Here is a 13,948-nt window from a genome sequence, read left to right on the forward strand (position 1 = left end):
TGTACTCCGGGTCTCCCGTTGGCGGGATCGCCCGGCCACGCGGCGGATTCGTACGTTCATAAGAGTGACGAACGCACCGGACGACGAACAGGAGCACCGCATGTCCCATCACAGGCGGACCGGCCAGGTGAACCAGGCGCGGGGCACCGGCCCCGCCCAGCGGTGAGGCGCGATCGGCCGTGATCGACCCCAGCCGCATCCAGACGTCGAAGGACATGTCCGAGCAGTTGCGCGCGTTGTTCAAGGAGGGACGCTGGAGCCATCGCCGCCTGGGCGAGGCCGCGGGCCTCAGCCCGGCCACCGTGCACGCCATCGTCAGCGGGGCCACCGAGCTGCCCCGCACCGGCACCCTGGTCGCCTTCGTGACCGCGTGCGGCCAGCCCAAGGAGCCGTGGATCGCGGCGCGCCGCCGCGTGGCCGACGTCACCGTGACGAACCCGACGCGGGAGCAGCTCAGGCGCCAGGTGGATCAGCTACGGGCCCGCGCGGAACGCGCGGAGGCCGAGCTCGGTGCCCTGCTGAGGAACAGGACGGAGGTCTGCTCCGGCCCGCCCGTCAGCGGCGGAGGAAGGCCGTGACGGCGGTGAGGAACTCCGCCGGGCGGGTGCCGTGGATCTCGTGCCCCGCGTCGACCGTGACCAGCTCGGCGCCGGGGATGCGGGCGGCGAGCTCTCTGACCTGCTCCTGCGGCAGGTGGCTCGACGGGCCGCCCGCCAGCACGAGCGTCGGCGCGGTGATCTTCGCGAGCCCTTCCAGCCAGGCCGGGTCGGGGTCGTCGCGCTGCCGTGCCGTCTGCTCGACCATGGCCCAGTCGAACTCCAGCGGCCCCTCCGGACGCGGCGGGACCGCCAGGCCGGCCGGGACGGGCAGCGGCACGTCCTCCAGCACCAGGCGCTCGACCCGGTCCGGGTACTCCTGCGCGACCAGGTAGGCGACGAACCCGCCGAGCGAGTGTCCGACCAGCGACGCCCGTTCCAGGCCGAGCACGTCGAGCAGGCCCACCACGTCGTCGCGCATCGAGGTCAGCGCGTACCTGCCGGGCCGGTCGCTGCGGCCGTGTCCGCGCAGACTCAGCGCATGCACCCGGAAGGACTCCGCCAGCGGGCCGATCACCCGGTCCCAGTCGGTGTGGTCGTAGCCCCGGCCCGGCAGCAGCAGCAGCGGAGGCGCCGCCGGATCACCCTCCGTCCGATACGCGAGCCTGACCCCGTTGACGAGCGCGAACCGAAGATCCCCCATGCCCACCACCGTAAGCGCCGCCCCCGGCCCGCCGGACCGCGTTCGCGCGAAGAGGAAAACCGCCCCGGGAAACACGGAAGGCCCCGCCCATGTGGGCGGGGCCGTGTGGTGGAGGTGGCGGGAATCGAACCCGCGTCCTTCGGCACCACGTCAGGGCTTCTCCGGGTGCAGCTTGCTGTGATTTTCTCGGCCCCGGTGATCACGCAAGCAAGTCACCGACGGGCCCAGTCACTGTTTGGTTTCCCTACCGACCCCGTGACCGGGTCGATCGGTTTAGCCTCCTAGCGATGCCAGATCCCGGGCCGGAGGCTATCCCGGGCTGACAAGGGCGAGGTCCTCGCTCAGGCGGCGAGGGCCAGCTGGCCCTGAGTGCGCGTGTTATTGGCACTTATTGTGTGCGGTCACAGTGTTAACGAGGTTATGTCCGCAGTCCTCGACCCGCTTCCCCTGGCGTGACATGTCAAAGTCGAAACCGGTCACCCCCTGGCAGCCAGGCCCGTGAGGGCCCGGCTACTTCGAAGATACTCTAGACAACACCCTGGGCGTCAACTTGATTCCTTCGGGCATCGGCGGCCCCACAGGCCGCCCGGCATGCCGAAACCCCCGGAGACGTGGCACGCGGCGCACGCCCCCGGGGGCCGACCGGCAGGGTCGAGCCGGTCCGGACGGCAGGGCTTCCCCCGAGATGAAGCCCTGGTCTCATCACGGCGACTGAGACCGCAACCCCCAAGCGGTGCCCAGTCACTCAGGAAGACGCAGGACGGGGCCCGGATGGTTGCTCGCGTCCGCGACATTTTTCCGCGGGCCGCCCGGCCGCGCCCCCGAGGGCCTACGGCGCCGTGGCCGTCCCGCGGAAGAACTGCCCGGCGATCCTGGCGGACGCGCCGGGGTCGGCGGCCTCGGTCACCACGGCGACCGCGACGTCCCCCTGCCAGCCGACGAACCACGACAGCGGCCGCGGGCGCTTCTTGTAGACGTAGGCGACGCCGGACGAGACGCCGTAGACGTCCTCCCCTGGCGCGGCGGCGGCGGCCGCCGACCCCGAGGCGACGCCCGCGCGCATGAGCCCGCGCAGATCGTCCAGCGTCGCGGTGTCCAGCGCCATGGGACCCGGCTGCGGGGCCGGCGGGGCCTGGGCCGCGGCGTCGGGGGCGGACGGGGAGGTGACCAGCGTGGGCGGCCGCCAGGTGCCGGACTTCACGGCGGCCGCGACCAGGGCCATCGTCAGCGGGCTGACCCGCACGGTCTGCCCTGCGATGATCTTGGCCTTGGCGGCGTCGCCGGCCGCCTGCGGCACCGTGCCGCTGAAGGACCGCAGCGGCAGCGACCAGCCGACGCCGACGCCGAACCGCGCGGCCGTCTGGGACAGCTCGGCGGCGTCGACCCGGCGCGCCAGCGACGCCAGCGCGGTCACGCATCCCTGGGCGAACCCGGTTCTGATGGTGAGCGAGCCGCCCGAGGGAACCGACGCCTGCTGGAACCGCGCGCCGCCGACCGTGCGGTCGGCCGGGCACGGCACCTTCTGCCGCAGGTCCACCCCCGCCCGCAGCAGCGCCTCCAGCGCGACGATCGAGAAGGTGCTGCCAGGCGGGAACCTCCCGGCGAGCCCGTCGCGCAGCTGGTCCATCTCGTGGGCGCCGACGGCGAGGATCTCGCCGGTGGACGCCTTGACCGCGACCAGCGTGGCGGGCGCCGTGCCGCTGACGGCGAGGTCGGCCGCGCGCTGCACGCCCTTGTCGATGGTCGTCTTCACCGAGGTGGTGTTGGTCCTGCCCGGCCATTTGGCGAGCTCGGCGACCGGCTCGTTGGTCTTGAGGTCGTAGGTGATGACCTTGGTGCCGGTGGAGCCGGTGAGCTGGTCCTGGTAGGCCTTCTGCAGCCCGCCCTGGCCCACGGTGTCGCCGGCCAGCTGCGGGCCGCCGAGCTGCTGCTCGGTCTCCGGGGTGATCGCGCCGACCTTGCCGATGATGTCGGCGGGCTCGGCGGGCGCGACCGGCTGCGACTTCTTGTCGATGGTCAGGTCGGGGATCTCGTCCAGCCGGTCGCGGAGCTGGGCGTACTTGCGCCCGCCGAAGGTGACCAGCGGCACGAAGTCCTGCGGCGGGGCGGACCTGATGCGGCTGAGCAGACGGTCCTGGGGGAAGCCGGTCAGGTGGTAGAGCCGCTCGCAGACGCCGACCGGGTCCTTCACCCGGGCCGGGTAGACGCCGGCGACGTAGAGGGTGGCCTCGCGCTGGAGGGGGTCGCCGTTGCGGTCCTCGATGGGCTGGCGCCCCTCGGTGGAGACCTCGACGGCGAAGCGCTGGCCCGGGTGCAGCTCGGGGTGGATGACGCTGGGCGACCAGCGGACCTTCCACCTGCCGTCCACCAGGTGCAGGGGCAGCTTGTTGTCGTACTGCCACAGCGGGTTGTTGTCCCCGAGGTCGACCTGGGCGCGGAAGTCGGCGACCGCCGAGTCGCCGTCCGTGGTCAGGCCCTTGAGCGAGAAGCGGATCGACGCGGCGTCGAGCTGCACCCCGGTGTCCTCCAGGGCCTTGCCGACGACCTTGGGGTCGCCGTCGGTGCGGCCCGCGGCGTCGTCGTAGCGGCCGGTCTGCCAGCCGACGAGGAACTCGCTGACGGCGTCGTGCGGCGACGGCTCGGCGAAGCAGGCGGACGCCGTGGGGACGAGCACGGCGCACGCCAGCCCCGCCGACAACGTTCTTCTCATGCGCACGCCAAGGCTCCCCGGCGTCACCGGTTGCGGTACCGCAGGGCGCGGGCCATCTCGCGGGTCGCCTGCTTCTCGGCGAGGTCGTGGCGCTTGTCCCAGGTCTTCTTGCCTCGCGCGATGCCGATCTCGATCTTCGCCCTGCCGTCCTTGAAGTACAGGGCGAGGGGGACCAGCGTGAGCCCCGACTCCTTCGTCTTGGCGATGATCTTGCCGATCTCTTTCCTGTGGAGCAGGAGCTTGCGCGGGCGGCGCGCGGCGTGGTTGGTCCACGTGCCCATGTGGTACTCGGGGATGTGGACGTTCATCAGCCACACCTCGTCGTCCTTCACCTGGGCGAAGCCGTCCGCGAGGCTCGCGCGGCCCGCGCGCAGGGACTTGACCTCCGTCCCCATGAGGACGAGCCCGGCCTCGTAGGTGTCCTCGATGTGATAGTCGTGCCGGGCACGCTTGTTCTGGGCGATGAGCTTACGCCCGCTCTCACGTGGCATAGCTGCGAGCCTACCGGGGCCCGTCACACCCGCAGGTATCGCCGGAGCATGAAGAACGAGGCCACGATGCAGATCAGGACGCCCACCACGGTGGTCAGCGTGATCACCTGGGCGACGTCGCTCCAGCTTAGCTGGGTGGACAGCACGAAGTACTGTTTCATGCCGTCGAACAGCACGATCTTGGCGAACATCAGCAGGACCGCCGAGATCACGCCGCCGACCAGGCCGGCGATCGTGCCCTCCATCACGAACGGCAACTGGATGTAGAGGTTGGAGGCGCCGACCAGGCGCATGATGCCGGTCTCACGTCTGCGGTTGTAGGCGGACAACCGCACGGTGTTGCCGATCAGCAGGATCGCCGCGAACACCTGGATCATCGCCACGACGAGCGCGGCCCAGCGCAGCTTGCCCATGAGCCCGAAGAACTTGTCCAGCAGTTCCTGGTCGTTGACCACGTTGGACACTCCGGGGGCGCCGCTGAGCGCGTCCACGACGGCCTTGTAGTCGTTGGGGTCCTTGAGCTTGACGCGGAAGGACTCCGGCATGTCCTCGGGCTTGACCGCGGAGAGCAGGACGTTGTTGCTGCTGAAGGTCGCCTTCCAGTTGTCGTAGGCCTTCTGCTGGCCCTCGAAGAAGACGGTCTCCACCTGCTTCATTTGCTTGATCTGGGCCTGCAGCGCCTGCTTCTCCTGCTCGCTGACGGCCCCGCGCCCCTTGCACGCCTCGAACGGGTCGTTCTTCTTGCACAGGTAGGCCGAGAGCTGGACCTTGTCGGTCCAGAAGTTGCTCATGTTCCCGACCTGTGCGTTGATCATCAGCCCAATGCCGAGCAGCGCCATTCCGATGGCCACGGTCACGATGACGGCGATGGTCATCGTGAGGTTTCGGCGCAGGCCGATCCAGACCTCAGAGAAGATGAAGTTTGCCCGCATGCTTTGGGTGTCCCCTGTTGCTCTCGCTTGGTGATCAGTACGCCTGGCCGTAGACGCCGCGCGACTGATCGCGGACGATCTTGCCGTCCTCCAGCTCGACCACGCGCTTGCGCATGGAGTCGACGATGGCGGCGTCATGGGTGGCCATGACGACGGTGGTGCCGGTCCGGTTGATCCGGTCGAGCACCTTCATGATGCCGATGCTGGTCGCGGGGTCGATGTTGCCGGTCGGCTCGTCCGCCAGCAGGATCATCGGACGGTTCACGAACGCGCGCGCCATCGCGACGCGCTGCTGCTCGCCTCCGGACAGCTCGTCGGGCATGCGGTGGGCCTTGCCCTCCAGGCCGACCAGCTCCACGACCTCGGGCACGACCTTGCGGATGAACCGCCGGGGCTTGCCGATGACCTCCAGGGCGAAGGCCACGTTCTCGTAGACGTTCTTGTTGGGCAGCAGCCGGAAGTCCTGGAACACGCAGCCGATACGACGGCGTAGGTGCGGCACCTTGAAGTTGGACAGGCGCGCCAGATCCTTGCCGGCGACGTGGATGGCGCCCGAGTTGGGGCGCTCCTCCTTCAGGACCAGCCGGAGAAAGGTTGACTTCCCCGACCCCGAAGGACCGACCAGGAACACGAACTCACCCTTGTCGACGTCCACGCTCACGTGGTCGAGGGCGGGCCGGTTCTGGTTAACGTAGACCTTGGTGACATTATCGAAATGGATCACAGGCGCATCACGGCATGCCAGTCTAGGGGTTGGGACGGTCGCGGGAGTGGCCGCGTGAGCCACATCGCATTGCTCGCCGACCGGGGGGCGCCGGTCTTTACCATTGATCGACGTTCCGGTTGGCCGAGGCTCAGTCTAGGGGTAACACTGGCATGGAACGTCCATAACGGAAACAAAACGATTCCACACTCGCTAACGGCCTGGTAAAGCGATCATCGTGGAGAGGGAGATATCCCGTGAGCTGCGAACACCTCATCTGCGCACAGTGCGCCGGCCCCGTGGTCGAGGGACGCTGCCCCGCGTGCAGGGCCGCCAGGAGCAGGGTGCACCACCATGGGTTCGGCGGCCTGTCGCCCGTGCTCATCGCGGTCGTACTCGTCGCGCTGCTGGTCTTCACGCTGGCGCTCAGGCACCTGTACGGCGCCTGACGGACCATCCCCCGCGGCAAGGACGGCCCCGCGCCGCCCGTGACGGCGAGGGCGCGCGGACCTCAGGCCCTCGCGCCCGCCGTCACTGCGAGGCGCCGGTCTCCTGGCGGCGCATCCAGCGGATCTCGCCCTCGATGAAATCGTCCAGGTCACCGTCGAGGACGGCGCTCGGGTTGCCCGCCTCGACCGAGGTGCGAAGATCCTTGACGATCTGGTAGGGGTGCAGGACGTAATTGCGGATCTGCGTGCCCCACGAGGTGGTGGACTCGCCGCGCAGCTCCGACATCTTCTCCGCCTCCTCCTGCCGCTTGCGCTCCAAGAGCTTGGCCTGCAGGACGGTCATGGCCGAGGCGCGGTTCTGCAGCTGGGAGCGCTCGTTCTGGCAGGACACCACGATGCCGGTGGGCAGGTGGGTGATGCGGACCGCGGAGTCGGTGGTGTTGACGCCCTGGCCGCCGGGGCCCGAGGAGCGGTACACGTCGATGCGCAGATCGTCCTCGTTGATATCGATGTGGTCGGTCTGCTCGACGACCGGCACGATGTCGACGCCGGCGAAGGAGGTCTGGCGGCGGCCCTGGTTGTCGAACGGGCTGATGCGCACGAGGCGGTGGGTGCCGTGCTCGCCGCGCAGAGTGCCGTAGGCGTAGGGCGCCTTGACCACGAAGGTGGCCGACTTGATGCCGGCCTCTTCGGCGTAGGAGGTGTCGTAGACCTCGGTCGAGTAGTTCTTGCGCTCGGCCCAGCGCAGGTACATGCGCAGGAGCATCTGCGCCCAATCGGCGGCGTCCACGCCCCCGGCCTGGGAGTTGATCGTGATCAGCGCCTCGCGGGCGTCGTAGGGGCCCGACAGCAGCGTGCGGACCTCCAGCGCGTTGATGTCGCCGCGCAGGGAGACCAGCTCGCGCAGGGCCTCCTCACGGGTGTCGGCGTCGTCCTCGGCCTCGGCCAGCTCGTGCAGGACCGCGACGTCCTCCAGCCGGCGGCTCAGGCCCTCGACGCGGTTGAGCTCGCCCTGCAGGTGAGAGAGCCTGCTCGTGACCTTCTGGGCGGCCTCGGGGTCGTTCCACAGATCGGGCGCGGCGGCCTGCTCCTCAAGATCGGCGATCTGCTTGCGCATGCTGTCGAGATCGAGGACGTCCTGAATGCCCTTCAGGATGCCGTTAAGCTCGCGGATCTCTTCTGAGGGATCGATGGCTGCCACATCTGCCAAGGGTACGCGACAGCGCGGGCACCTCGCGCGTCGCTAGCATGGGCGGGGGACCGATCGGGAGGCGAGCGTGAAAAGGACCATGCGTGCCGCCTTCGTGGTGCTCCTGTTCGGCCTCGCGGCCTGCTCGCCGGGCGGTTCCGCGCCCGGCCGCGCGCCCGCCGCGGCCACCCCGGTGCGCGGCGCGGGCGCCGCCGCCACGAGCTCTGTCATCGCGTCCCCCTCCCCCACCGCCGAACCGCCCGCGGTGACGCTGGAGGAGGCCGCCGCGGTCGCCCGCGAGGTGCTCGGGGCCGACGACGCGGCGCGGGCCGCGGGCGCGGAGTCCTACGCCCTCGACCTGGCCCGTGACGCGCAGCGCCTGGTCACGGTGACGGCGTTCAAGTCCACGCGCATGAGCCCGCCGCGCTACACCTGGGGCGCGCCGAAGGTCATCGTGCCCCGGCTGGACCGCTACCCGTACTGGTTCGCCGCGGTCGCCGAGCGGCGCGACTCCGCCGGCGACGACCGCACGGCCGTGCTGGTCTTCATGAAGGAGTACAGCACCTCGCTGTGGCAGCTCGGCTTCTCCTCGCTGCTCTACCCCGGCGCCGAGCCCCCGGCCGTGCTGCTCGACGGCGAGGGGTACGCCACGCCGCTCGCCACCCGGGACGAGTCGCTGGCGATCAGCCCGCACCTGATGGCCCCGCTGCACGCGACCATCGCCGAGGAGGGGCCGGGCGGGTACGCCGCGAGCCTGATCGCGCCCGGCCCGCAGACGACCGGCTACTTCACCGAGGTCGGCAAGGTCCAGCCCGAGGAGAAGCGGCGCGGCCTGCTGTACGACTCGATCTTCGCCGCCACCACCTTCCCGATCTTCGCGCTGCGCGCCCCCGACGGCGGCGCGGTGATCATGTACTCGCTGACGCGCACGACGTCGCGGCAGGTCAAGACCGACAACGCGCTCGGCCTGGTGCCCGTGCCGAAGGACGTCCGCTGGGCCACCGACAGCCCCGTGGTGCGGCGCAGGCTCCGTGTCGAGGAGACCCAGCAGTACATCGGGCACATCTCGCGCAGGGGCGCCGCCGAGCCCGCCAAGGTGATCGGGTTCGACGGCACCCCGACCGGCGTGTCCAGCGACATGCCGGCCGGCGACTGAGGGGCCGCGCTCAGCCCTGTGGGTAGGGCAGGTTGCTGGTGGCGACCAGCGTGCGGATCGCGCGCAGCGCCACCGACAGCGTCGCGAGGTCGAAGTGGTCGCTCTCCCAGATCTCCGACAGCGTCTGCCGCGCCCGCGCGACCGCCGCCGAGTTGGCCTTCGACCACCCGGCCAGGCGCTCCTCGGGAGACAGCCCCGGGAGGCTGTGGGTGAGCACGTCCCTGGTCAGCGTCGCGTGCGCCGCGTACAGGTCGTCGCGCAGCGCGGCGCGGGCCATGGAGTTCCAGCGGTTGTCGCGCGGCAGGGCGATGACGCGTTCCCTGAGCCGGGCGAGCTGGAGCCGGTCGGCCAGGTCGAAGTAGACCTCGGCCACCTCCCCGACGGGCCGCGACGTCCGGGAGGCGATCTCGACCAGGTCGAAGGTCGAGTACGCCGGCACCATCACCGCCGCCCGCTCGGCCAGGTCGGCGGGCACGCCCCGCGCGACGAACCCGTCACGGCGCTCCTCGAAGGCCGCCAGGTCCGGCCCCGCGAGCAGCTTGGGCAGGTGCGGCAGCAGGCCGTCCGCGCCTTCGGCGAAGAACCGCGCGGTGGAGGCCAGGTCGATCGGCGGCCTGCGGTTGCCGAGCAGCCACCGCGCGCCCCGCTCGGCGAGCTTGCGGCCCTCCAGGAGCATGGCGAGCTGCGTCGCGGTGTCGACCTTGTTGTCCAGGGCCTCCACGGCGCGCCAGAAGGTCGGCAGCTCGAAGACCTCCCGGGACACCAGGTAGGCCCTGGCGATGTCGGGGACCGAGGCGCCGATCTCCTCGCCGAAGCGGAAGATGAACGTGGTGCCGCTGGCGTTGACCAGGTCGTTGACCACGCAGGTCGCGATGATCTCGCGGCGCAGCGGGTGGCCGTCCATGGCGGCGCGGAACCGCTCGCGCAGCGCCGAGGGGAAGTAGGACACCAGCCACGGTTCCAGGAAGGGATCGTCGGGGAGGTCGGAGGCCAGGAGCTGGTGGTCCACGGTGAGCTTGGTGTAGGCGAGCAGCACCGAGAACTCGGGGGCGGTGAGCCCGAGACCGGCCTGGCGCCGCTCGGCGAGCGTCTTGTCCGAGGGCAGGGCCTCCAGCTCACGGTTGATCACCCCTTCCCGCTCCAGCTTGCGCAGGTAGCGGGCGTGGATGTGCAGCATCTCGGGGGCCTGCGCCCGCGCGGCGGCGAGCACGACGTTCTGCGCCTTGTTGTCGCGCAGCACGAGCCCGGCGACCTCGTCGGTCATGTCCAGGAAGAGCTGGTCGCGCTCGCGGTCGCCGAGCCGGCCCTCCCGCACGACGCGGTCCAGGAGGATCTTGATGTTGACCTCGTGGTCGGAGGTGTCGACGCCCGCAGAGTTGTCGATGAAGTCGGTGTTGACGTACCCGCCGTTCAGGGCGAACTCGATGCGGGCGAGCTGGGTGAGCCCGAGGTTGCCGCCCTCGCCCACGACCTTGCACCGCAGCTCGCCGGCGTTGACCCGCAGGGAGTCGTTGGCCTTGTCGCCGACGTCGGCGTGGCTCTCGGAGGACGCCTTGACGTAGGTGCCGATGCCGCCGTTCCACAGCAGGTCGACGGGGGCCTTCAGGATCGCGCTGATCAGGTCGTTGGGGGTGAGCGCCGACACGCCGTCGGGGATGCCGAGCGCGGCGCGCATCTGCGGGGAGACGGGGACGGACTTGGCGGCGCGCGGCCACACCCCACCGCCCGAGGAGATCAGCTCGGGGTTGTAGTCGGCCCAGGAGCTGCGCGGCAGCGCGAACAGGCGGGCGCGCTCCTCGAAGCCGCGGGCGGCGTCGGGGGACGGGTCGACGAAGACGTGCCGGTGGTCGAAGGCGGCGACCAGCCTGATGTGGCGGGACAGCAGCATGCCGTTGCCGAAGACGTCCCCGGACATGTCGCCCACGCCGACGACGGTGAAGTCGGTGCTCTGGACGTCCACGCCCATGGACCGGAAGTGGTAGGCGACCGACTCCCAGGCGCCGCGCGCGGTGATGCCCATGGCCTTGTGGTCGTAGCCGACCGAGCCGCCGGAGGCGAAGGCGTCGCCGAGCCAGAAGCCGTAGTCCTTGGCGACGCTGTTGGCGATGTCGGAGAACGTCGCGGTGCCCTTGTCCGCGGCCACCACCAGGTAGGTGTCGTCGCCGTCGTGGCGGACGACGTCCTGCGGGGGCACGACGACGTTGTCCACGAGGTTGTCGGTGACGTCCAGCAGGCCGGAGATGAACTGCCGGTAGCAGGCCACGCCCTCGGCCATCAGCTCGTCGCGGCCCCCGCCCGCGGGCGGCCTCTTGACGACGAACCCGCCCTTGGAGCCGGTGGGCACGATGACGGTGTTCTTCACCATCTGGGCCTTGACCAGGCCGAGCACCTCGGTGCGGAAGTCCTCCATGCGGTCCGACCAGCGCAGCCCGCCGCGGGCCACCTTGCCGAACCGCAGGTGCACGCCCTCGACGCGCGGCGAGTACACGAAGATCTCGAACTTCGGCCGGGGCAGCGGGAGCACGCTGATCGCCGACGAGTCGAACTTGACGGATATATACGGCTTGCGCTTGCCGGCCACGCGCTGGAACGCGTTGGTCCGCAGCGTGGCGAGCACGATCTCCAGGTACGCGCGCAGGATGCGGTCCTCGTCGAGCGAGGCGACCTCCTCCAGCGCGGCCAGGATCTCCTCGCGCAGCGCCTCGCTCAGGTCCTCGCGGGCGTCGTCGCCGCGGCGCGGGTCCAGCCGGGCCTCGAACAGGCGGACGAGCAGCCGCGCCAGCCGCACGTTACCGAGGAGCACCTTCTCGATGTACCGCTGGCTGAAGGTCGTGCCCGCCTGGCGCAGGTACTTGGCGTACATCCGCAGGATCTGCGCCTGCTCCCAGGTCAGCCCGGCCGCGAGCACGAGCCCGTTGAAGCCGTCGCTCTCGATCTCGCCGCGCCACAGCGCCGCGAAGGCGTCCTGGAACAGGCGCTTGAAGTCCTCCAGGCCGAGATCTTCGGTGAGAGGGCAGCGCAGGCCGAAGTCGTAGATCCAGCCGGTCTCGTCGCCGGCCCGCGCGATCTGGTACGGCCGCTCGTCCACCACCTCGACGCCCATGCGGGACAACAGGGGCAGCACCTGCGACAGCGACACCGCCGCGCCGATGCGGTACACCTTGAACCGCAGGTCGCACTGGCCGCGGTCCCCCGGCTGGTACAGGTCCATCGCGATGCCGTCCGAGACCGCCAGCTCCTCCAGGCGGCGCAGGTCGGCGACGGCGGTGGCCGGGCCGAAGTCCGCCTTGTACCCCTCGGGGAAGGCCCTGAGGTAGCGGCGGGTCAGCGTGGCGACGTCCGCCGCGCCGAGCCCGGACTCCGCGGCGCCCGGGGAGGCGAGCTCTCCGATGGCCGTGACGAGGTCGTCCTCCCAGGAGCGGGTGGTCGCGGCGACGGCGGCCTCCAGCGCGGCCAGGTCCACCTCGGCGCCGGCCAGGCGCTTGCCGCGCTCGCCGCGGATCACCACGTGCAGGCGGGCCAGCGGCGACTCGTCGATCATGGTGCTGTAATCGAGGGTCTTGCCGCCGAGGGCGCGCATCAGGATGTCCTGCATGCGGACGCGCACGTCGGTGGTGTAGCGGTCGCGGGGCAGGTAGATCAGGCAGGAGATGTACCGGCCGTAGTCGTCCCTGCGGAGGAACAGCTTCACCTGCTTGCGCTCGCGCAGGCGCAGCACGCCCAGCCCGACCTCCAGCAGTTCGGCGACCGGGATCTGGAAGAGCTCCGAGCGCGGGTAGGTCTCCAGCACCTCGATGAGGTCCTTGCCGTCGTAGCCGTCCGGGTCGAACCCGGCCAGCTCCAGGACCTCCTCCAGCTTGCGGCGCAGCACCGGGATGTGGGAGATCGACTCGCTGTAGGCGACGTGGGTGAACAGGCCGAGGAACCGGCGCTCGCCGATGACCTCGCCCTCGGGTGAGAACAGCTTCACGCCGACGTAGTCGAGGTAGGCCGGGCGGTGCACGGTGGCGCGGCTGTTGGCCTTGGTGACGATGAACAGCTGTTTCTCCCGGGCCCGGGCCCGGATCTCCGGCGGCATCGCCGCGAAGCTCGCCGAGCCCGCCTTGTCGGCGCGCAGGATGCCGAGGCCGGTGCCCGGCAGCGCGCGGAGGCGGTCGCCGTCCGGCGCGCTCTCCAGGCGGTACTCGCGGTACCCGAGGAAGGTGAAGTGGCCGTCGGCCAGCCAGCGCAGCAGCTCGACGCTCTCCTCCACCCCGCCGGAGGCGGCGCCCGGCGGCAGGGCGGGCGGGCCGGCCTCCAGGTCCAGGGCGATGCCCTCGGCCAGGGCCCGCATCTTGGTGAAGTCCTCGACGGCGTAGCGGACGTCGCCGAGCACCCGCTGCAGGTCCTTCTCGACCTCCTCCAGCACCGCCGGGTCGCTCTGCCGGTCGATCTCGATGTGGATCCAGGACTCCTCCAGCGCCTGCCCGCCCGCGGCGTCGTCGTCGCGTTCGAGCATGCGGCCGGTGAGGTCGCGGCGGACCCGCATCTGCGGGTGGACGATCAGGTGGACGCCGATGCCGTGGCGGTCCAGCTCCATCGTCGCCGAGTCGACGAGGAACGACATGTCGTCGGTGACGATCTCGACGACCGAGCGGCCGGGGTCGTACCCGTGCTCCGCGACCGTGGGGTCGTACGCGCGCACCAGGGCCCGTCCCTGCGGGCGGTGGCGCGCGAAGCCGCGGTGCGCCATCGCCGGCCGGTACAGCCCGGCGGCGTCGCGTCCGGTCAGCTCCTCGGGCGCGACATGCCGGTAGTAGAGCCGCAGGAAGGCGAGGACGTCCTCTCCGTCCAGGCCGTCGCCGCCGGGGGGACCGGCGCACAGTTCGGCCGCGGATCGGAGAAGATGATCTTTCTCCTTGTCGAGGGGCATGTCGCTCTCACTCCTTTGTGAGGGATTCAACGTCGTCCAGATGGTCATGGCAGGCACCGTGCTTCCGGTCCGGGGGAGGTCGCCACGGCGGTGTGGTCCGGCCATGCCCGTGGTTGAGAGGAGGCTAGAGGAAAAACGCCGCCGGGAAGCGGGGCTCGCGGGCCGGG

General features: G+C 70.6%; 10 protein-coding genes and 1 other RNA gene. 3 read left to right on the forward strand and 8 right to left on the reverse strand.

The features are described 5' to 3' along the window. Positions 1-179 precede the first annotated feature (179 nt). Positions 180-578 carry an Lrp/AsnC family transcriptional regulator gene (locus tag BJ982_RS36545; protein ID WP_184887768.1) on the forward strand — a complete coding sequence of 133 codons (399 nt, stop codon included), beginning with the start codon at positions 180-182 and terminating at the stop codon, positions 576-578. On the opposite strand, the gene BJ982_RS36550 is transcribed toward BJ982_RS36545, so the two are convergent. The 6 genes from BJ982_RS36550 to ftsE form a co-directional block, all read right to left on the reverse strand. After that, positions 556-1,239 (reverse strand): alpha/beta fold hydrolase, encoded by a 684-nt coding sequence (locus tag BJ982_RS36550; RefSeq protein ID WP_184887772.1) that lies wholly within the window; start codon positions 1,237-1,239, stop codon positions 556-558. The two genes, BJ982_RS36545 and BJ982_RS36550, sit on opposite strands and share 23 nt — an antisense overlap. A gap of 106 nt (positions 1,240-1,345) precedes the next feature. Further along, positions 1,346-1,723: a transfer-messenger RNA gene (gene ssrA, locus BJ982_RS36555) on the reverse strand. Between the two features lie 345 nt (positions 1,724-2,068). Then, complete coding sequence (locus tag BJ982_RS36560; RefSeq protein WP_184887774.1) at positions 2,069-3,949, reverse strand: penicillin-binding transpeptidase domain-containing protein; 1,881 nt, start codon at positions 3,947-3,949, stop codon at positions 2,069-2,071. A gap of 23 nt (positions 3,950-3,972) precedes the next feature. Next, positions 3,973-4,440, reverse strand: coding sequence for an SsrA-binding protein SmpB (gene smpB, locus BJ982_RS36565; protein ID WP_184887776.1), 468 nt, complete (start codon positions 4,438-4,440; stop codon positions 3,973-3,975). Positions 4,441-4,463: 23 nt separating this feature from the next. Beyond that, positions 4,464-5,372: a permease-like cell division protein FtsX gene (ftsX, locus tag BJ982_RS36570; protein WP_184887778.1), complete on the reverse strand. Its 909-nt coding sequence runs from the start codon at positions 5,370-5,372 to the stop codon at positions 4,464-4,466. 34 nt (positions 5,373-5,406) lie between these two features. Continuing rightward, complete coding sequence (ftsE, locus tag BJ982_RS36575; RefSeq protein ID WP_114029179.1) at positions 5,407-6,096, reverse strand: cell division ATP-binding protein FtsE; 690 nt, start codon at positions 6,094-6,096, stop codon at positions 5,407-5,409. 236 nt (positions 6,097-6,332) lie between these two features. Between ftsE and BJ982_RS36580 the strand changes: the two genes are divergently transcribed. Next, a complete protein-coding gene (locus BJ982_RS36580) occupies positions 6,333-6,524 on the forward strand; it encodes a hypothetical protein (protein WP_184887780.1) in 192 nt (63 codons plus the stop codon). 82 nt (positions 6,525-6,606) lie between these two features. Here BJ982_RS36580 and prfB read toward each other — a convergent pair whose 3' ends face one another. Further along, a complete protein-coding gene (gene prfB, locus BJ982_RS36585; RefSeq protein ID WP_184887782.1) occupies positions 6,607-7,725 on the reverse strand; it encodes a peptide chain release factor 2 in 1,119 nt (372 codons plus the stop codon). A 76-nt stretch (positions 7,726-7,801) separates the two neighbouring features. Between prfB and BJ982_RS36590 the strand changes: the two genes are divergently transcribed. Continuing rightward, the gene (locus tag BJ982_RS36590) at positions 7,802-8,869 is read left to right on the forward strand and encodes a DUF8094 domain-containing protein (protein ID WP_184887785.1); all 1,068 of its coding nucleotides are present in this window, start codon (positions 7,802-7,804) and stop codon (positions 8,867-8,869) included. A gap of 10 nt (positions 8,870-8,879) precedes the next feature. Here BJ982_RS36590 and BJ982_RS36595 read toward each other — a convergent pair whose 3' ends face one another. Beyond that, positions 8,880-13,781: an NAD-glutamate dehydrogenase gene (locus BJ982_RS36595; protein ID WP_184887787.1), complete on the reverse strand. Its 4,902-nt coding sequence runs from the start codon at positions 13,779-13,781 to the stop codon at positions 8,880-8,882. Positions 13,782-13,948 lie beyond the last annotated feature (167 nt).

The sequence above is a fragment of the Sphaerisporangium siamense genome, assembly GCF_014205275.1.
GTDB classification, from domain to species: Bacteria; Actinomycetota; Actinomycetes; order Streptosporangiales; family Streptosporangiaceae; genus Sphaerisporangium; species Sphaerisporangium siamense.

Coding starts and splice junctions, on each gene's coding strand:
- BJ982_RS36550 (WP_184887772.1), bottom strand. CDS start 1,239: ATGGGGGATCTTCGGTTCGCGCTCGTCAACGGGGTCAGGCTCGCGTAT.
- BJ982_RS36560 (WP_184887774.1), bottom strand. CDS start 3,949: ATGAGAAGAACGTTGTCGGCGGGGCTGGCGTGCGCCGTGCTCGTCCCC.
- smpB (WP_184887776.1), bottom strand. CDS start 4,440: ATGCCACGTGAGAGCGGGCGTAAGCTCATCGCCCAGAACAAGCGTGCC.
- ftsX (WP_184887778.1), bottom strand. CDS start 5,372: ATGCGGGCAAACTTCATCTTCTCTGAGGTCTGGATCGGCCTGCGCCGA.
- BJ982_RS36595 (WP_184887787.1), bottom strand. CDS start 13,781: ATGCCCCTCGACAAGGAGAAAGATCATCTTCTCCGATCCGCGGCCGAA.